General features: G+C 69.4%; 19 protein-coding genes and 1 tRNA gene. 10 read left to right on the top strand and 10 right to left on the bottom strand.

Annotated features, from left to right (window positions below; genetic code table 11):
* Nucleotides 1-34: 34 nt before the first annotated feature.
* From U9J39_RS08625 to tsaB, 4 genes are read right to left on the bottom strand one after another with little or no spacing between them, the layout of a single operon-like run.
* Nucleotides 35-1,177 carry a DUF1853 family protein gene (locus tag U9J39_RS08625; RefSeq protein ID WP_116312682.1) on the bottom strand — a complete coding sequence of 381 codons (1,143 nt, stop codon included), beginning with the start codon at nt 1,175-1,177 and terminating at the stop codon, nt 35-37.
* Nucleotides 1,143-2,009: a uracil-DNA glycosylase gene (locus U9J39_RS08630; protein WP_326346921.1), complete on the bottom strand. Its 867-nt coding sequence runs from the start codon at nt 2,007-2,009 to the stop codon at nt 1,143-1,145. Before U9J39_RS08630 ends, U9J39_RS08625 begins: the two co-directional genes overlap by 35 nt.
* A complete protein-coding gene (gene rimI, locus U9J39_RS08635; protein WP_115709782.1) occupies nt 2,006-2,566 on the bottom strand; it encodes a ribosomal protein S18-alanine N-acetyltransferase in 561 nt (186 codons plus the stop codon). Before rimI ends, U9J39_RS08630 begins: the two co-directional genes overlap by 4 nt.
* Nucleotides 2,563-3,318: a tRNA (adenosine(37)-N6)-threonylcarbamoyltransferase complex dimerization subunit type 1 TsaB gene (gene tsaB, locus U9J39_RS08640; RefSeq protein ID WP_326346922.1), complete on the bottom strand. Its 756-nt coding sequence runs from the start codon at nt 3,316-3,318 to the stop codon at nt 2,563-2,565. Before tsaB ends, rimI begins: the two co-directional genes overlap by 4 nt.
* A gap of 131 nt (nt 3,319-3,449) precedes the next feature.
* Between tsaB and U9J39_RS08645 the strand changes: the two genes are divergently transcribed.
* Nucleotides 3,450-3,719 (top strand): acyl-CoA-binding protein, encoded by a 270-nt coding sequence (locus tag U9J39_RS08645; RefSeq protein WP_012353003.1) that lies wholly within the window; start codon nt 3,450-3,452, stop codon nt 3,717-3,719.
* A 21-nt stretch (nt 3,720-3,740) separates the two neighbouring features.
* On the opposite strand, the gene U9J39_RS08650 is transcribed toward U9J39_RS08645, so the two are convergent.
* Together U9J39_RS08650 and U9J39_RS08655 are read right to left on the bottom strand one after the other, a co-directional pair.
* Entirely contained in the window at nt 3,741-5,222 is a 1,482-nt protein-coding gene (locus tag U9J39_RS08650; protein ID WP_326346923.1) for a DHA2 family efflux MFS transporter permease subunit, read from the bottom strand.
* Complete coding sequence (locus tag U9J39_RS08655) at nt 5,219-5,689, bottom strand: SRPBCC family protein (protein WP_115661942.1); 471 nt, start codon at nt 5,687-5,689, stop codon at nt 5,219-5,221. Before U9J39_RS08655 ends, U9J39_RS08650 begins: the two co-directional genes overlap by 4 nt.
* Nucleotides 5,690-5,931: 242 nt before the next feature.
* Here U9J39_RS08655 and U9J39_RS08660 point away from each other — a divergent pair, with 242 nt between their 5' ends.
* The 7 genes from U9J39_RS08660 (at nt 5,932) to U9J39_RS08690 (ending at nt 11,092) form a co-directional block, all read left to right on the top strand.
* Nucleotides 5,932-6,339 carry a VOC family protein gene (locus U9J39_RS08660; RefSeq protein WP_115709786.1) on the top strand — a complete coding sequence of 136 codons (408 nt, stop codon included), beginning with the start codon at nt 5,932-5,934 and terminating at the stop codon, nt 6,337-6,339.
* Nucleotides 6,340-6,506: 167 nt separating this feature from the next.
* A complete protein-coding gene (locus tag U9J39_RS08665) occupies nt 6,507-6,755 on the top strand; it encodes an AbrB/MazE/SpoVT family DNA-binding domain-containing protein (protein WP_025584520.1) in 249 nt (82 codons plus the stop codon).
* Nucleotides 6,749-7,069: a type II toxin-antitoxin system PemK/MazF family toxin gene (locus tag U9J39_RS08670; RefSeq protein WP_115680413.1), complete on the top strand. Its 321-nt coding sequence runs from the start codon at nt 6,749-6,751 to the stop codon at nt 7,067-7,069. Before U9J39_RS08665 ends, U9J39_RS08670 begins: the two co-directional genes overlap by 7 nt.
* A gap of 204 nt (nt 7,070-7,273) precedes the next feature.
* Complete coding sequence (locus U9J39_RS08675) at nt 7,274-8,083, top strand: MetQ/NlpA family ABC transporter substrate-binding protein (RefSeq protein WP_115709788.1); 810 nt, start codon at nt 7,274-7,276, stop codon at nt 8,081-8,083.
* 116 nt (nt 8,084-8,199) lie between these two features.
* A tRNA-Leu gene (locus U9J39_RS08680) sits at nt 8,200-8,286 on the top strand.
* Between the two features lie 308 nt (nt 8,287-8,594).
* The gene (locus U9J39_RS08685; RefSeq protein ID WP_115709790.1) at nt 8,595-10,151 is read left to right on the top strand and encodes a serine hydrolase; all 1,557 of its coding nucleotides are present in this window, start codon (nt 8,595-8,597) and stop codon (nt 10,149-10,151) included.
* A gap of 62 nt (nt 10,152-10,213) precedes the next feature.
* Nucleotides 10,214-11,092, top strand: coding sequence for a metal-dependent hydrolase (locus U9J39_RS08690; RefSeq protein WP_326346924.1), 879 nt, complete (start codon nt 10,214-10,216; stop codon nt 11,090-11,092).
* Nucleotides 11,093-11,101: 9 nt separating this feature from the next.
* Here the strand turns inward: U9J39_RS08690 and U9J39_RS08695 are convergent, their stop codons facing one another.
* Entirely contained in the window at nt 11,102-12,205 is a 1,104-nt protein-coding gene (locus tag U9J39_RS08695) for a mandelate racemase/muconate lactonizing enzyme family protein (protein ID WP_326346967.1), read from the bottom strand.
* Between the two features lie 304 nt (nt 12,206-12,509).
* Between U9J39_RS08695 and U9J39_RS08700 the strand changes: the two genes are divergently transcribed.
* On the top strand, nt 12,510-13,955 hold the full coding sequence (locus tag U9J39_RS08700; RefSeq protein WP_326346925.1) for a hypothetical protein: 1,446 nt from the start codon (nt 12,510-12,512) through the stop codon (nt 13,953-13,955).
* Nucleotides 13,956-14,053: 98 nt separating this feature from the next.
* On the opposite strand, the gene U9J39_RS08705 is transcribed toward U9J39_RS08700, so the two are convergent.
* The gene (locus U9J39_RS08705; protein WP_326346926.1) at nt 14,054-14,809 is read right to left on the bottom strand and encodes a helix-turn-helix transcriptional regulator; all 756 of its coding nucleotides are present in this window, start codon (nt 14,807-14,809) and stop codon (nt 14,054-14,056) included.
* A gap of 168 nt (nt 14,810-14,977) precedes the next feature.
* A complete protein-coding gene (locus U9J39_RS08710) occupies nt 14,978-15,460 on the bottom strand; it encodes a DUF1801 domain-containing protein (protein ID WP_115709800.1) in 483 nt (160 codons plus the stop codon).
* 91 nt (nt 15,461-15,551) lie between these two features.
* On the opposite strand from U9J39_RS08710, the gene U9J39_RS08715 reads away from it, so the two are divergent.
* A complete protein-coding gene (locus tag U9J39_RS08715; protein ID WP_116313274.1) occupies nt 15,552-15,971 on the top strand; it encodes a DUF1801 domain-containing protein in 420 nt (139 codons plus the stop codon).
* Nucleotides 15,972-15,983: 12 nt separating this feature from the next.
* On the opposite strand, the gene U9J39_RS08720 is transcribed toward U9J39_RS08715, so the two are convergent.
* Nucleotides 15,984-16,970, bottom strand: a complete 987-nt coding sequence (locus U9J39_RS08720) for a Bug family tripartite tricarboxylate transporter substrate binding protein (protein ID WP_116312690.1) — start codon at nt 16,968-16,970, stop codon at nt 15,984-15,986.
* Nucleotides 16,971-17,159 lie beyond the last annotated feature (189 nt).

The raw sequence follows: 17,159 nt of genomic DNA on the forward strand, positions 1-17,159 counted from the left end.
CGGCGCGGCCGCGGCGGCGGCCGGCCAGCCTGCGTCAGGCGGCGACCTGACCGGCTTGCGGGCCCGCCCGCGGCGGCTCTTCAGTGCGCGCCAGCGCCCGCTCCTGCCATCCCGGCGGCACCACGAACCCGCGCGAGCATTCGCGCCACCAGCCCGGCGCCTGCGGCCCGGCCGGCTCCAGCTCGCATAGCATCACCGGCGACTCGCGGCGCCAGCCGTGATCATGGCGCGGATCGGCAAAGCGCTGCGCCAGGAGCGCGTGCAGCGTGCCGGCGTCAGCCGTGCCGGCTTCCGGCACCAGCGCGCCCGACAGCCACCCCGTACGTGGCAGGCGGCACCAGCGCAAGCCCGGGCGCGCAGCCGCGCGCCCGGCCCAGGCATCGAGCGTGGACCACCAGCCGTGCAAGTGGTCCGGCGCGATCCCCAGCGTTTCCAGTCCGGCCGGCACCTGGCCGTCGCGATAGAACAGCCAGCCCAGCAGGTAGACCTCGCTGCGGTCGACGGTATGGCCCAGCGCGGCGCGCGCTTCGGCGGTATGCCCGAGCGGCAGCTGGCGGTGCACGATATGGCCGAGCTTGTCGCCGAGGCGGTCGACCAGGTTCGGGCCGACGAAATCCTGCGCCCGCGGCGGCTGGCCGCCGGCGGCCGCCATCAGGTAGAACTTGGCCGCCATCTCCCAGTGCACCACCGCGCCCGAGTCCAGCTCGCGCCAGACGAAATCCAGCTCGCCCAGCGTGCGCACCCCGTGGCGGCCGGCGCGCCGCACCGGCACGTTGGCGGCCAGCAGCGACAGCCCCTGCATATGGCGCAAGGCGAAATGCAGCAGCCGTTCGGCATGCCGCCCCAGGCGCAGGCTGCGGTTGGCAGGGTCGTGGTCGGCATCGGCAGCAAGCGCGGCGTGGCCGTCGGCCAGTTCGTCGATGGTGGCGGGCAGCGCGGCGGGATCGGCGCCTTCGAGCCAGCGCTGCCAGGCCTCGAGGGTGCCGGCCGGCCAGCGCGCCAGCGCGGCCCCCGGCACGGCATCCAGCAGCGGCGGCGACAGCGTGGTCCAGGCCAGGTCGCGCGCGCGTGCCGACGCGGCACGGCGCCACAGCGGCGCGTGCGACGGCCCGGGGCCGTCGCCGCCGCGGGTCAGGGAAAGGTCAGGCCCCAGCTCCCGCACGGTCGTGGACCTCACGGGCCAGGCACAGGTCTTCCCAGGCGCGCGCCTTGTCGGTCAGCGTGCGCAGCAGGTAGGCCGGATGGTAGGTCACCACCACGGGGATGCCTTCGTACGCATGCACGGTGCCGCGCAGCTTGCCGATCGGCGTGGTGGTGCGCAGCAGCGATTGCGCGGCGAAGCGGCCCAGCACCACGATCACGCGGGGCCTGACCAGCGCGATCTGCCGGCGCAGGAAGGGCTCGCACTGCGCCACCTCTTCCGCTTCGGGATTGCGGTTGCCGGGCGGGCGGCACTTGAGCACGTTGGCGATGAACACGTTGCGCCCGCGCGCCAGCCCGAGCGCGCCGAGCATATTGTCGAGCAGCTTGCCGGCCTGGCCGACGAAGGGCTCGCCTTGCAGGTCTTCGTTCTCGCCGGGGGCCTCGCCCACCAGCATCCATTCGGCCTGGCGCGCGCCCACGCCGAACACGGTGTTGGTACGGGTCTGGCACAGGCCGCAGGCCGTGCAGCCCGCTACCGCGGCCTCAAGCGCCGGCCAGTCCATCGCGGCGATGGCCGCTTCACGCTCCGCTTGCGCAGCGTCGGGCGCCAGCCCGGCGGGAACCAGCGCCGGCGCGGCTCGATCCGGGGCTGGCGGTGCCAACGGGACAGCCGGCGGCGCCTCGGGATGCGTAACCGCAGCAGCCACCGGAGCAGCCGTCATTGCCGCGGGCGGCTCGGCTGCCGGCATCGCGGCCGGCTGCGCCGCCAGGTCGGGCTGCGCCTCTGCCTGCGCCGCCCGGGACGCGCGCGGCAGCCATTCGGTCGGAATGCCCAGCACCTCGAGGAACTGCGCACGGCGGCTCATGCCCGTCCCTCCGTGCCGTCGTTGGCGGCGGCCTGCGCCGGCCAGGCGCGGCGCAGCACCAGCGCGTCTTCGCGCTTGCCGCCGGGCGCCGGGTAATAGCCCTTGCGGCGTCCGATCTCGGCAAACCCCGCCGCCTGGTACAGCGCGATCGCGCCGGTATTGGAGGGCCGCACCTCCAGCAGCATGGTGTGGATGCGGTGCGCGTGCGAGGTCGCCAGCACCACCGCGAGCATCAGGCGCCCGAGCCCCTGGCGCTGGCGCTGCGGCTCGACCGTGATGTTGAGCAGGTGCATTTCATCGACCACCGGCATCAGCACGGCGTAGGCCACCAGCGTGCCCGCCGGGTCGCGCAGCGTCAGCCCGAGATGCCCGGACTTGACCGAGTTCTCGAAATTGCCGCGCGTCCACGGATGGCTGTAGGCGCGCGCCTCGATGCCCGCCACCGCCTGCAGGTCCAGCGCGCTCATGCGGCCCAGCGACCAGCCCTCGGGCAGCGCCGGCATGGCCGGCACCTCGGGCCAGTCGTGGCGGTCTGCGAGGGGATACGCGGCGCTCACGATGCGCTCCCCGGCCGGGCCGCCGCGCGCGCCGCCGCAACGGCCTCGCGCTCGGCGATGGTCTGGGCGACCTTGTCGCGCAGGTAGACCGGCATGGCCTGGTCGGCGTCGATGGTCTCGCCGCGCGCCAGCGCGCGCAGCGCCAGGGCAACCATCGGCTGCGCATGCGGCATCGCCTCGGACAGCACGCGCGCGGCGCGGCCGAGGCCCGCCAGGCGTTCGCCAAACACCGTGGACGCGTTGCCGGCCAGCCAGAATTCGCCGTCGGGCAAGGCCACGGTTTCGGGCGCGCCGACCTGCATCGGCGTGAGTTCCTCCCACTCCCGCGCGCCCGCGTTCCAGCCGAAGGCCGCCGCATAGGCCTCGTCCATGCGCGCATCCAGCGCCACCAGCACCGCGGTGCCCTCCGGCAGCGCCGGCGTGGCGGCGCGGGCGCGCTCGGCGCAGGCCATCAGGGTGTTGACCGGCACCACCGGCAGGCCGGCGCCGAACGCCAGCCCCTGTGCCACGCCGCAGGCGGTGCGCAGGCCGGTGAACGAGCCCGGGCCGGCGCCAAAGGCGATGGCCGCGCAATCGGCCAGCGCAATGCCGGCTTCGGCGAGCAATTCGCCGGCGGCCGGCAGCACGCGCGCCGACGAGCGTGCGCCGGTGTGCTCATGACGCACCAGGCACTCGAGGCCGGCGTCTGCCGCGCGTCCGAGCGCGACCGAGCACCACTCCGTAGAGGTTTCAACAGCAAGAATCCAGGACATGGCGCGATTGTAGCCGTTGGGCCCGGAATCGAGGGCTTCTTCGGTTTTATACGGACGGCGCGCCCGCGCGGGGCGGCTATCATCGGACTGCATTTTCGCAATCCAAGACAGTCCACACGGAGGAACCCCCAATGAGCGACCTGCAGGCACGCTTCGAACAGGCCCAGATCGACGTCAAGCAACTGAGCGAGCGCCCCAGCAATATGTCCCTGCTGCGCCTGTACGCGCTGTTCAAGCAAGGCAGCGAGGGCGATGCGCACGGCGACAAGCCCGGCATGACCGATTTCGTCGGCCGCTACAAGTTCGAGGCGTGGGAAGCGCTGCGCGGCACCGCGCGCGAACAGGCGATGGAGCAGTACATCGCGCTGGTGGAAGAACTGCGCAGCGGCGCCGCCAGCTGAACCATTCCGGCGCGGCCGGCTTCAGGCCGCCGGCGCCGGACGCGGCCGGATGCGCCAGGCCGCCAGGATCGCGCTGGCGATCACCACGCCCACCGCGAGGAAGGTCTCGTCGAAGGCGCGGATGCGCGCCGCCTGGAGCGCGCTGTCGCCGAGCTGGCCCAGCAGTGCGCCATGCTCGGCCAGGCGCCACTGCAGCCCCACCCCCGCCAGGCTCACGCCGATGGCGCCGCCCAGTTGCCGCAGGAAGTTGATGCAGCTGGAACCCTGCGCGATCAGCGTGAAGTCCACGCCGCGCATCGCGCCCAGCGTCAGCGATGGCAGGATGCAGCCCAGGCCGATCCGCCCCAGCACCGCCAGCGCCACCAGCACCAGGTAGGGCGTCGCGCGCGAGCCCAGCGCCATCAGCAGGAACGACAACGACAGCAGCGCCAGCCCGAACGACACCTGCACATGCGGCGGGATCCGGTGCGTGAAGCGCCCCGCCGCCGCAATCGTCAGCGCCAGCATCACGCCCGCCGGGAACAGCACCAGGCCGGCGCGCGACGGGGTGTATTCCAGCGCCATCTGCATATAGACCGGCAACAGGTAGGTCGAGCCGAACAGGCCCGCGCCATAGATGAAGGCCACCACCGCCCCGGCCGCGAACTGCCGGTAGCTGTACAGCCGCATATTCATCAGCGGGTACGCCGCGCGCAGCTGCCACATCACGAAGGCCGCCAGCATCAGCACGCCGAAGCCCGTCAGCGCCAGGCCCGCGGCGACGCTCTCGCGCATCTCGACCACGCCGTTGAGCAGGCTGACAGTGGCGATGCCGGCCAGGCCCAGCCCGCGCCAGTCCAGCGGCTGGCGCTCGCCCATCATGATCGAGTCCACCGCCATGAAGCGGCGCGCCATCAGCACGGCCAGCAGCGTCAGCGGCACCACCACGAAGAAGATCGAGCGCCAGCCGAAGGCCTCGACCAGGAAGCCGCCCAGGCTGGGCCCCAGCGCCGGCGCCAGCACCACGCCGAAGCCGAACAGGCTGATCGCCTTGCCCTGCTCGCGCTCTTCAAACACGCGCAGGATCAGGATATTGGGCAGCGGCTGCATGATGCCCGCGGCGATGCCCTCGGCCACGCGCATGGCGATCATCACGCCGTAGGTGGGCGAGAAACCGCCCACCAGCCCGCCCGCGCCCAGCAGCAGCGACGCGCCCAGGAAGGTGCGCCGCAGCCCGTAGCGATTCAGCAGCCAGGGGGTCAGCAGCATCGACATGGTCATCGCGATCATGAAGCTGGCCGCGACCCATTGCGCGCGCTCCTGCCCCAGCACGAAATGCCGGCTCAGGTCGGGAATCGCCACATTGACGATGGTGGACGAGACGATCGACGAGATCGTGCCCAGCATCAGCGTCGCCAGCACCAGCCAGCGCAGCCGTTCGCCATAGCGCTCGCGCAGCGACTGCCGGGTCGGCAGATCCGACCGCTGGCCGGAACCTTCCGGCGTGGCGGGGCCCTCGCTCACCCCAGCCGCCCGGTGTCGGCGATCTCGCGGATCTTGCGGACGGTGTCGATGTCGGCCGCGTGGTACGCGGACTTGACGATTTCGGCGTAGCGGTCGTCGCCGCTGGCGTCGACGGCCGGCATGGTGGTGTCGTAAATAAAGCGCAGCAGCAGCGCGCCCGGACCCGGGGTCTCGATCGCCATGGTCAGCGTGCCGCCGGCATGCTCGGCGGTGGCCGCGGTCTCATAGCGCACCAGACGGCGCGGCTCGTAGACCACGTGATCCTCGATCGAAGCCTCGCCGAAATGCAGCACCCGGTCGATCCAGTTGTCGCCACGGCCCACCACTTCGGCGCGGTCCAGGCCCAGCACGAAAAGCTCGGGAGATTCGGCGCGCAGCACCAGGCCCTGCCACACCTGCTCGGCCGTCAGCGGTTCCAGCTGCGGGTTGCCCGGATCATTGATCTCCACCAAGTGCTCAAAACGCAACTTCACTCTCCCATTTGCGATAAGTCGATATTATGAAGTCTCCGCGTATTCGCGAGACCTTTTTGTCTGCGCACTGCAACATTGTGCCGACCCTGGGCCTCTCGGATATCGGCCAGACTCGCGTCGGCTGGAGCCCCCGCGTGAACGCCGCGCCCGGCTGAAACATCACTCCTGACAGCAGCTGTCAGGAGACCCGGCGCACAATGCGGCCGCTTTCACACGGAACGCTGCAGGAGGCTGTGATGGAGTTGCTGATCAATATCGATGTCGACGACCTGGCGCGTGGCATCGACTTCTACGCGCAAGGGCTGGGATTGCGCCTGAACCGCAAGCTGTTCGACGGTTCCGTCGCCGAAATGCTGGGCGGCAATGCCCCGATCTACCTGCTCGCCAAGCCCGCGGGCACGCGCCCGACCACGCGCGCCGCGACCCGGCGCGACTATCGCCGCCACTGGACCCCGGTTCACCTCGATTTCGTCGTCGCCGACCTCGAGCAGGCCATCGAACGCGCGCTCGAGGCCGGCGCCGAGATCGAGGACTGGCCCCAGGAATTCGCCTGGGGCCGGCAGGCCACGCTGTCGGACCCGTTCGGGCACGGGCTGTGTTTTATCGAATGGAAGGGCCAGGGCTACGGAGCGGTCGCCAACTGATTCGGGCGTACCGCGTGGCGCGGGCGTTTTCGGACCATTCGCCTGTTGCCGGCTGCGCCGGGATGTCACATTTCCATGCAGCGTCGTGCCTGCCTGTTTCCTTGATGCCCGCGGTGTAATAACATTGTGCTGACGCCGGTAACTGGCTACACCATGAGCAACAAGACATGAAGGCAACGATCCGCAAGATGGGCAACTCGCAAGGAGTCCTGATTCCCAAGGCAATCCTGGCACAGCTGGGTCTGGAGAATGAAGTGGAAATGGAAATCGTGAATGACACGCTGGTGCTGCGCCGGCCGCGGCAGGCACCGCGGCAAGGCTGGGCCGAAGCCAGCCGGCAGATCGCCGCGGACGGCGACGACACCCTGGTGCTGGGCGAGCTGCCCAACGCCGACGACGCGGAGCTGAAATGGTAGCGCGTGGCGATGTCTGGCTGGTCGCGCTCGATCCCACCGTCGGCAGCGAGATCGAGAAGACACGCCCCTGCGTCATCCTGTCGCCGCCCGAGATGCACGACTACCTGCGCACGGTGACGGTCGCGCCGATGACCACCGGCAGCCGGCCGGCACCGTTTCGCATACCGGTGACGTTCCAGCGCAAGACCGGCCTGATCCTGCTGGACCAGCTGCGCACCGTCGACAAGTCGCGGCTGGTGAAGCGCGCGGGCGGCCTGAGCGACCGGACCGTGGCAGACACCTTGCGTACCTTGCGCGAATTGTTTGCGGACTGAGCCGCGGCGCCGGGGCATTAAATGCCGGCCCGCGGCCGCTGGCTGGCTTCATAAGCTTATGAAAAAGAAATAGACGCCAGAATCGTCCGCGCCGCGCCATCCGGACGCAATTGCGTTAATCTGTGCCCTCGCTCCGGACAGGCGATCCCTGCCCCTGCGATTGCCTCTCACTCGCCACATCACAACAAGATCTTCACCATTCCTATGCGCACGTCTTTCATCAAGCGTCTGGCGGCAGCTGTGTCCGCCGTGGGTTTTATCGCCGCCGGCAGTGCCGGGGCCCAGGAACAGACCATCCGTGTCGGCACGGTCAGCGGGCCGGACGCCGAAGTCTGGCAAGTGGTCCAGAAGGTGGCCAAGCGCAATGGCCTGAACGTGAAGGTGGTCGAGTTCAACGACTACGTGCAGCCCAACGCCGCGCTCGACGCCGGCGACCTGGACGCCAACAGCTTCCAGCACCAGCCGTACCTGGACAGCCAGGTGAAGCAGCGCGGCTACAAGATGCAGAGCGTGGGCTACACCTATATCTCGCCGCTGGGCATCTACTCGAAGAACCTGAAGTCACCCAAGGACCTGCCGCAGGGCGCCAAGGTGGCGGTGCCCAACGACCCCTCCAACGAAAACCGCGCGCTGCTGCTGCTGCAGGCGCAAGGCGTGATCAAGCTGAAGGCCGGCGCCGGCACCAACGGTTCCAATGCCACGCCGCTGGACGTGGCCGAGAACCCCAAGAAGCTGAAGCTCGTCGAACTGGACGCGGCCCAGCTGGCGCGCGCGCTGCCCGATGTCGGCGCCGCCGTGATCAACACCAACTACGCGCTTGCCGCCGGCCTGCAGCCGACCAGGGATGCGATCGCGCTGGAAGACATCCACAGCCCGTACGCCAACATCATCGTGGTGCGCACCCAGGACAAGGACAAGCCGTGGGTCAAGAAGCTGGTGGCCGCGTACCAGTCGGAAGACGTGCGCCAGTTCATGAAGGCGCAGTACAAGGGCGCGATGGTGCCGTCGTTCTGATTGCCGACGCGCGCCGCGATCGCTGCTGAGCACGGTCGTTAAAGTTTTTTTACACGGCGCCCGCGCAAGGGCTTGCAAATTCCGCCGCCTTCGGTAGAATTCGCGGCTCACCACCTGCCCAGGTGGCGGAATTGGTAGACGCACTAGGTTCAGGTCCTAGCGGTGGCAACACTGTGGAGGTTCGAGTCCTCTCCTGGGCACCACAATTTAAAAAAGGTCTGCGCATGCAGACCTTTTTTCTTTTCCGCCCAGAAGAAAAGCGCTTGAGCGCTTTTCGCGAGGACGCGAAGGGCTGCGCTTGCAAGCGCAGCCGGGGTCGCGCATGCGTGACCGAGTCCTCTCCTGGGCACCAGAGTTTCAGGCAAAGGCCCGCACGACAGTGCGGGCCTTTTGCTTTTGCAGCGTCGAAACCTCTCTCTCCTTCGCCTCCGGGCTACCGATCGCATACAGTAGTTCCATCCACAGGCCACGGCCCGGCCACGCCTGTTCCGCGTCATAACGGAGAACTACCGTGGGCAAACTGCAAGAGCGTCGCCGTTTCCTGGGAGCCGCGCTGGGCGGCCTGCTGGTCCCCGCGCTGCCGGCGTGCGGCGGCGACGACGACGAACCGCCCAAGCCCACGCCACCCGAGCCGGTTCCTCCGGCGCAGATCACCCAGGCCATCGCGCAACTGGACCAGCTGGTTGCGGACCTGATGGCGAGTTCACGCGTACCCGGCATGGCCGTCGCGGTGGTGCGCGGCAACCAGACTGTTTACGCCAAGGGCTTTGGGCGCCGGCTGGTGACCGATCCCGCGCCGGTCGATGCCGACACCGTGTTCCAGCTGGCCTCGGTGTCGAAATCCATCGGCGCCACGGTAGTCGCGCGCCAGGTCGGGCGCGGCGGCATCAGCTGGGATACGCCGGTGCGCACGCACCTGCCCTGGTTCACGCTGGCCGATGCCGAGGTGTCGGCGGCCGTCACCATCGGCGATCTCTACGCCCACCGCTCCGGCCTGCCGGACCACGCCGGCGACCGTCTCGAGGACATGGGCTACGACCGCCAGCAAGTGCTGACGCGCCTGCGCTTCATGCCGCTGCATCCGTTCCGCGCGGTCTACGCGTACACCAACTTCGGCATGACCGCCGCCGCCGAAGCGGTTGCCGTCGCCGCGGGCACCGACTGGGCCACGCTGTCGGAACAGGCGCTGTACCAGCCGCTGGGCATGACGCGCACCAGTTCGCGCTTTGCCGACTATGCCGCGCGCGACAACCGCGCGCTCGGTCACGTGCGGGTCAACGGCAACTGGGTGCAGGGATCGACGCGGATGCCCGATGCGCAATCGGCGGCGGGCGGCGTCAGTGCGTCGGTCAACGACATGGCGAAATGGCTGACGATGCTGCTCGCCAAGGGCGAGTTCGGCGGGCAGCGGGTGGTCGATGCCGCCGCGCTGGCGCCCGCGATAAGTCCGCAAATGCAGAGCAACCCGCCCGCAGGCGAGCGCCCTGCCGGCTACTATGGCTATGGCTTCAATGTCGGCACCACCGAACTGGGCCTGACCTCGCTCAACCACTCCGGCGCCTTCGCCCTTGGCGTCGCCACCAGCTTCATGGCGGTACCGGAACTCAACCTGGCCATCGTGACGCTGACCAACGCGCAGCCCATCGGCGTGCCGGAAACCCTGAGCGCCCAGTTCTTCGACCTGGCGCAATTCGGCGCCATCCGCCGCGACTGGGGCAAGCTCTACGGCGATGCGCTGGCACCGCTGCTGGAGCCGGAAGGCCGGCTGGTGGGACAGCCGCGCCCGGCCAATCCGCTGCCGGCGCGCGCGCTGTCGGCCTACACCGGCACCTACCGCAATGACTACTATGGTCCGCTGCAGGTCGCCGACCAGGGCGGCACGCTGGTGATGACGCTGGGCGCGACGCCGCTGGTGCTGCCGCTGAGCCACTGGGACGGCGATATCTTCACCTTCACGCTCGCCAATGAAAACGCCATGCCGGGCACGATCTCGCAGGCCGCGTTTTCCAGCGACCGCGTCTGGCTGGAGTTCTACGACCATGAGGGCCTCGGCATGTTTGTGCGCTAGCCCGCTGCGTTGCATATGGATCCGGCATCGATCCGGCATCGATCCACTCACGGAGGAAGGACATGCTCAGACACCTTGCGAGGATGCTCGCCGCCGTCATCACGCTCACCGCCCTGCTCGGCGCCTGTGCCGCGCCCACGCCGCCGGCGGACGCCCCGCGCCCGGTAGCGCCCGGCCAGCCCACCGCGGGCAAGGCCGAAGTACTGTGGCTGGGCCAGGCCGCCACGCGCATCACCACGCCGGGCGGCAAGGTCATCGTGATCGACCCGTGGCTGACCAACAATCCGAAGACCCCGCCCGGCTTCAAACAGCTGCCCGCGCTCGGCAAGGTCGACCTGATCCTGGTCACGCATGCCCACAACGACCACCTCGGCGACACCCCCGCGCTGGCCCGGCTGACCAACGCGCCGGTGTACAACGGCGGCGGCCTGGGCCGGGCGCTGGTCAGTCTCGGCCTGGTCCCGGAGGCGCAGGTGCAGCGCTTCGGCAAGAGCGGCACGGTGATGCCGTTTGGCCCGGCGGGCCCGAAGATCACGGCGGTGCATGCGGAACACTCGTCGGAACTGGCGCTGAAGAACCCGGCCACCGGCAAGGACGAGACCCACTACGGCGGCGAGCCGGTGGGCTACATCATCGAACTGGAGAACGGCTTCCGCATCTGGCACATGGGCGATACCGGGCTGTTCGGCGACATGCGCCTGATCGGCGAGATCTACAAGCCGGATCTGGTGCTGATCCCGATCGGCGGGCATTCCACCATGGGACCGCAGGATGCCGCGATCGCCGTGCGCGACCTGATCCGGCCGCGCTTCGCCATCCCGATCCACTACCAGACCTCGCCGCAAGCGAGCGGCACGCCAGAGCAATTCAAGGCGGCGCTCGGTACTGGTGCCGCGGCAAGCGTGATCGTGCCGCAGCCTGGAGAGAAGGTCGACTTCTGAGCGCCGGCGTCAGCCGACGCGGTAGCGCCGGATCACTTCCGGATCCGGGTCGAGGCCCAGGCCCGGGCCGGCGGGCAGCGCGATCATGCCGTCGCGCGGCACCACGGCATCGCCCAGCACTTGCGCGGCCATGTCGAAGTAGCGCCATTCGATCATGGCGTCGGCATCGCCCAGCGCCGCGGTGGCATGCATGGCCGCCAGCAGTCCGGGGCCGTCGTAGAAGGTATGGACCATCACCTGCGCGTTGTGCGCCCTGGCCAGGGCAAAGACATCGCGCAGGGCGCTGATGCCGCCCATCTTGGCCGGGCTCGGCTGCACCACATCGACGGCACCGATGCCAAGCAGGTGCTCGAATTCCATCAGCGTGGTCGCATTCTCGCCGGCGGCGAGCGGAATCGCGCATTGCCGGCGCAGCGCCGCGAGTCCGGCGTAGTTCTCGGGCGGCCACAGCGGCTCTTCCAGCCACCTTAGCGACAAGGGCTGCAGGGCGCGGGCCATATCGATGGCCTCGTGCAGCGTCCACGGGCAATTCGTATCGAGCGTGATCTCGATATCCGGGCCCGCGGCCGCGCGCGCAGCGCGGATCACGGCCAGGTCGACTTCATGCAGCTTCAGGCTGCGGTAGCCATCGGCGATGGCGCGCCTGACGTTGACCGCGATCGCTTCGGCATCGGCATAGCGGATCAGGCTGGCGTAGGCCGGCAGCTGCTCGCGCCGCGCCCCGCCCAGCAGCCGGCAGACGGGTAGTCCCGCCGCCTTGCCGCACAGGTCCCACAGCGCGATATCGAGCGCCGACAGCCCGTAGAACAAGGGCCCGCTGCGCCCGAACACATGGAAGCTGCGCTGCAGGTCGAGGCCGATCGCATCGATCTGGCTCGCGTCACGGCCGATGCAGGCCGGCGCCAGCATCTGCTCGATCGCCGCCCGGGCCGCGGGAACGCCGACAAAGCCGAAAGTTTCGCCCCAGCCGACCAGGCCGTCATCGGTGCTCACCTTGAGCAGCAGCGAATCGGCGGCCTGCATGCCGGCCCCGCCCCAGACGCCCGCGGCCGACACGCCGCCGACCGTGAACGGAATGCGCAGGGCGATGGCTTCGATGCCGGCGATCTTCATGGCGCGCTCCTTGGTCCCGCGGTCGCTCGGGCTACGACAGGCAATGCCGATGCCCATGCCGCGCAGGACTTCAATATAGGCCACAAGGCGGCCCCGCATGACCGTGGACCACCGGCGCGTATTGCAGCCACCCTGTGGAATCCCACAGGGTCGGCGCGCCACCCTGCCCGCCTTTCCCTATTCTCGCCCGTGGCAATTCGCGCCAGCCCCAGGCGTCGCGCCCGCTGCGGCCTCCACAGCGCCGCCATGCCGGCGCCGGCCGCGAATTGATCGTTGAAGAACAAGATCCGAAAGGGAAGACTCAATGCGTAAGACGATTTTGCTGATGGCGATTTGCGCGGCGCTGTCCGCGTGCGGCGGGGACGATAACAGCACGACACCGCAACCCAACCCCGGCAACCCAGGCACCCCGGGTACCCCCGGAACGCCGGGCAACCCCGGCAACCCTGGTCCGGGCAACCCCGGCACGCCCACGCCGGCGGGCTGGACCGATCCGGCGCCCTTTACCGAGGCCGGCGCGGGCACTGTCAACGTCGCCATCGATGCCGCGGGCAATGCCGTCGCGGTCTGGATGCAGCTCGATGCGGGTACCGCCAACGAAAGCGTGCTGGCGAGCCGCTATGTGCCGGGTTCCGGCTGGAGCGCGCCGGTGGCGCTGGAAAACGACGCCGCGGGAGCCACCGACGGCCCGCAGATCGCGATGGACCGCGCCAGCGGCCGCGCCATGGTGGTGTGGGCGCAGCTGACCACCACGGGCGCCTACGACATCTGGGCCAGGCCCTTCGATCCGGCCGCCGGCTGGGGCACGCTGGCGCGCATCGAGACCGGCGCCGGGCTGGCCGGGCAGCCGCAGGTCGGCATGGACACCAGCGGCAACGCGGTCGCGGTGTGGAGCCAGCGCGACGGCCAGTTCGGCCCGTTCAAGATCGTCGCGAACCGCTACATCCCCGCCAGCGGCTGGGGCACGGAATCGATGTTCGCGACACCCAATGACGCCGGCATCCAGAACCTGCGCCCGCAGGTTGCCGTGGCCCCTTCGGGCGAGGCGATTGCCGTGTGGGAACTGACCGACCTGGCCAGCAACGGCATCTGGACCAGCCGCTTCAGCGGCGGCAGCTGGGACGCGCCCAGCGAGCTGGTGCGCGACGACAGCATCGACCGCTCGCTCGGCTATCCCGCCATCGCCATGGACGGCAGCGGCAATGCCACGCTGGTATGGGGACAATCCGATGTCGCCAACGGCACCGTGGCAAGCACGCTGTACGCGCGGCGGTTTACCTCGGCCTGGCAGAACCCCGTCGCGGTGGCGCCGCCGGTGGCCGAAGCCTTCATCAGCAAGGCGCGGCTGTCGGTCAATGCGCGCGGCGACGCCATGGTGGCCTGGGGCCGCAACGACAACACGCTGGTGGCCAGCGTGGCCCCGGCCAACGGCGCCTGGGGCAGCGAGACCGTGCTGCTGAGTGCCAGCACGCGCACGCCGAGCCTGCCGACGGTTGGCCTGGACGGCGCCGGCAATGGCTTTGTCGCCTGGACCCAGGCGCCCGACGGCAGCAGCGTGGCCGACCTGTGGACCAACCGCTATGTCGCCGGCACCGGCTGGGGCACCGCCGCGCTGGGCGAGAGCTACGGCGACACCGCCGCGATTCCCGCGCTGGCGGTGAACGAGAAAGGCAATGCGGCGCTGGTCTGGAACCAGTGGAGCGATGCCGGCACCCGTATCGCCGGCCGCTATTACACGCCGGCCAACTGACGCGCGGTCGTCGCGCCGACTGCAAGCCCCGGGGGAAGGTGTTGCCCCGGGGCTGCTCCGCGTTAACCGCCGGCCGCCCGGTCAACGCCGCATTGGTGTCAGATCGACAGCAGCCCCAGCGCCACCGCGCGCGCGCAGGTGGCCTGGCGCCCGCGCGTATTGAGCTTGCCGGCGGCAACGTTGAGGTGGAAGTAGACGGTGCTCTCGCTGATGCCGAGGATGCTGGAGATCTCCCATGTGGTCTTGCCGATCGCCGCCCAGTGCAGGATCTCGCGCTGGCGCCGGCTCAGCGCCGGGCGCGCGGCCTCGCCTTGCAGCCGCCGCAGCGCCGAATGCAGGCAGTGCGCAAAGTAGCTCATCGGTGCCAGCGTGGTGCGCAGCGCGCGCAGGTCGGAGGTGGCATCGGTGGTCAGCGTCATGAAGGCCCAGTCGATGCCGGGCGTCCATAGCGGAATGGTCAGGCCGGCGTTGAGCCCGTGCTCGCCCGCGCTGCGCAGCAGCTTGCGCGCGCTCTGTCCGATATCGCGACGCGTGTGGTCGACCTCGCCCAGCGCATTCCACGACGTCGCCGGCATGCCCGCGCGCACGTGCGCCACGCGGGCGTCGCCATCCTCGTGCCGCTTCGCGCGCAGCGGCTCGTAGCGCGCCCGCGCCCAGTCCGCCGAAAAATCGTGGAAGCAGACGAAGTCGTTGTCGTCGTGCGGGCCGAGCGCGGGCTGCTTCATGACGTAGGCATGGTGGTTGAAGCCCATGGCCCGGGCCGCGCGCAGCGCCACCTGTGCCACTTCCTGCGGCGTGCGCGCGTTCAGCACGGTCTCGGCATATTGCCAGTCACGAAGCGGATCTACCTTCATGCAATCTCCGGCAGGATGCGCGCCCGTCGCGGGTGCGATCGTGAAGACGCGGCCGTGCGGCAACTGGCCGCCGGCCAATGAAGCTTGCGAGGGTATGCGAATTCCGCTGCCATGGAACGCCCCGTTCGGGGGAAGCGCTTCGGCATGCGCGGGGCGCGCGGCACCTGGCTAAGGCTTCCACCCCGGCAGCGCCGCGGCCTGCCGGATCCAGTGCGCCAGCAGCGCCTCGTCGAAGGCCTCGCCTTCGTGGATATGGAAATAGCGCGTGTCCTTGTCCCGGGATTCGACCGGCGGCACCGGATCCAGCGACATGCCGCGGAAAAACGCCACCTTGATGTAGCGGGTCATGCAATGGAAGCTGAGAAACCAGCCCTGCCCCTGCCTGCCATAGAACGGCGAATTCCAGCGCACCGCCTTGTTCACATCGGGCACGCTGCGCTCGACCAGAGCGTCCAGGCGCCGGCCCGCGTCCTGCTTCCAGCCCGGCATCGCCGCCAGATAGGCTTGCACCGGCGCATCGCCGTCGCCTTTCGGAATCTGCGGATTGCCGCCTGCCAGCAGCACCGGCTTGCCAGTGGCGGGCCCGGCGACGGCTTTCTGCGCGGGCTTGCGCGCGCTCCTTGCAGGGATCCGGGACGTGCTGTTGGCCATGGCTGAACTCCCCTGGTTGACGCTGGTCGGCGAGACCGCACTGAGCGGCTATGATAAGCCGGTCAGCCAGAACCTTGAGGAACGAGCATCGATGCAGCCATCTGAACAGATCGACCAGTTGATCGCGGGCCTGGCCGACTGGCGCGGCCAGACCCTGGCCAGCCTGCGCAAGGCCATCCTCGCCGCCGACAGCGGCATCGTCGAGGAATGGAAATGGATGGGCAGCCCGGTATGGTCGCGCGACGGCATGATCGCCGTCGCCAACGCCCACAAGGCCAAGGTAAAGGTTACCTTTACCAACGGCGCCAGCCTGCCCGACCCGGACCACCTTTTCAACGCCGGCCTGGGCGGCAGCAAATGGCGCGCGATCGACCTCGCCGAGGGCGACAAGATCGATGCGCGCGCGCTCAAGGCCCTGGTCCGCGCCGCGATCGCATTCAACCAGGGCAAGGCGAAGAAAAAAGCGCCGGCGCGCACCCGGGCACAGGCCAGCCAGCAAGACGACGCTTGAAGCGCAGGGAGTTCAGCTTCCCTCGATCTTGAAGCCGATGTCCTTGATGAACTGCCCCCAGCGCGCGTGGTCGGCGCGGATCTGCGCGGCAAACGCATCGGGCGTGACCGCCTGCGGCGGCAGCACGCCCACGCCCGCCAGCCGCTTCTGGTAGGCGGGATCGGCCAGCACCTTGCGCACCGCGGCGGAGACCGCCTCCACCGTCTCGCGGGGCATGGCCTTGGGGCCAAACAGCGCGAAATAGCCGCTGAGCTGCTCCATCTCGGGGTAGCCCAGTTCGCGGAACGTGGGCGCGCCGGGCGCGAGCTCGGAGCGTTCCGGGATGGTGGTGGCCAGCACCTTGGTCTTGCCGGCCTGGTACAGCGGCACGCCGGTGGTCAGGCCGTCGATCATCAGCGGCACCACGCCGCCCACCAGATCCTGCGTGGCGGGCGCGGAACCCTTGTACAGCACCGGTTCGAGATTGGTGCCGGCGAGCCGGTTGAACAGCAGCGGGCCGAAGTGCGACGACGTGCCCGGACCGTACGAGGCCGAGTGGATCGGCTTGCCCGGATTCGCCTTGGCGTAGGCGACCAGTTCCTTCAGCGTGTTGTACGGCGCGTCCTTGTTGGCGGCCAGCAGCACCGGCGCGCGGCCGAGTTCGGCGAGCGCGGTCAGGTCGGTCAAGGGATCGTAGGGAACGCGGTTGATATGCGCGCCCGAGGTGGCCGAAGAGCCCAGCGTCACCAGCAGGGTCTGGCCGTCGTTCTTCGCGCGGATCACGTCCTGCGTGGCGGGAATGGTGGCACCGCCGGGCTTGTTCTCCACCACTACCGACTGTCCGACCACGCGCGCGAGGTAGTCGGCGAACAGTCGCGCCACCACGTCGGTGCCGCCGCCCGGCGGATAGGCCACCACCAGCCGGATGGCGCGCGCGGGCCACTGCTGGGCCAGCGCGTGCGGCGCCACGCCGGCGGCCACCGCAAGTGCGGCGGCGCCCAGGAACTGTCGACGATCCATAGATGAAGTCTCCGCGTTATCGTTGTGCGCCGCACCGGCGGCGGGTCTTTCATCTTAGTGAGTGTTCAGGCCGGGGACACGCCCGGGTTTCCACCATGCGCGGCCGCGGCAGCCGGCGGCGGGCCGAACCCTTGCGCATAGGCTCGCCGTGCCCGGAGGCGCGCAAAAGCGCCGGGCATCGATTTTGCT

Origin of the sequence: Cupriavidus sp. SS-3 (assembly GCF_035818815.1) — a bacterium.
Classification (GTDB): Bacteria; Pseudomonadota; Gammaproteobacteria; order Burkholderiales; family Burkholderiaceae; genus Cupriavidus; species Cupriavidus taiwanensis_C.

Coding starts and splice junctions, on each gene's coding strand:
- U9J39_RS08630 (WP_326346921.1), bottom strand. CDS start 2,009: ATGAGCCGCCGTGCGCAGTTCCTCGAGGTGCTGGGCATTCCGACCGAA.
- tsaB (WP_326346922.1), bottom strand. CDS start 3,318: ATGTCCTGGATTCTTGCTGTTGAAACCTCTACGGAGTGGTGCTCGGTC.
- U9J39_RS08645 (WP_012353003.1), top strand. CDS start 3,450: ATGAGCGACCTGCAGGCACGCTTCGAACAGGCCCAGATCGACGTCAAG.
- U9J39_RS08660 (WP_115709786.1), top strand. CDS start 5,932: ATGGAGTTGCTGATCAATATCGATGTCGACGACCTGGCGCGTGGCATC.
- U9J39_RS08665 (WP_025584520.1), top strand. CDS start 6,507: ATGAAGGCAACGATCCGCAAGATGGGCAACTCGCAAGGAGTCCTGATT.
- U9J39_RS08670 (WP_115680413.1), top strand. CDS start 6,749: ATGGTAGCGCGTGGCGATGTCTGGCTGGTCGCGCTCGATCCCACCGTC.
- U9J39_RS08675 (WP_115709788.1), top strand. CDS start 7,274: ATGCGCACGTCTTTCATCAAGCGTCTGGCGGCAGCTGTGTCCGCCGTG.
- U9J39_RS08690 (WP_326346924.1), top strand. CDS start 10,214: ATGCTCAGACACCTTGCGAGGATGCTCGCCGCCGTCATCACGCTCACC.
- U9J39_RS08695 (WP_326346967.1), bottom strand. CDS start 12,205: ATGAAGATCGCCGGCATCGAAGCCATCGCCCTGCGCATTCCGTTCACG.
- U9J39_RS08700 (WP_326346925.1), top strand. CDS start 12,510: ATGCGTAAGACGATTTTGCTGATGGCGATTTGCGCGGCGCTGTCCGCG.
- U9J39_RS08705 (WP_326346926.1), bottom strand. CDS start 14,809: ATGAAGGTAGATCCGCTTCGTGACTGGCAATATGCCGAGACCGTGCTG.
- U9J39_RS08710 (WP_115709800.1), bottom strand. CDS start 15,460: ATGGCCAACAGCACGTCCCGGATCCCTGCAAGGAGCGCGCGCAAGCCC.
- U9J39_RS08715 (WP_116313274.1), top strand. CDS start 15,552: ATGCAGCCATCTGAACAGATCGACCAGTTGATCGCGGGCCTGGCCGAC.
- U9J39_RS08720 (WP_116312690.1), bottom strand. CDS start 16,970: ATGGATCGTCGACAGTTCCTGGGCGCCGCCGCACTTGCGGTGGCCGCC.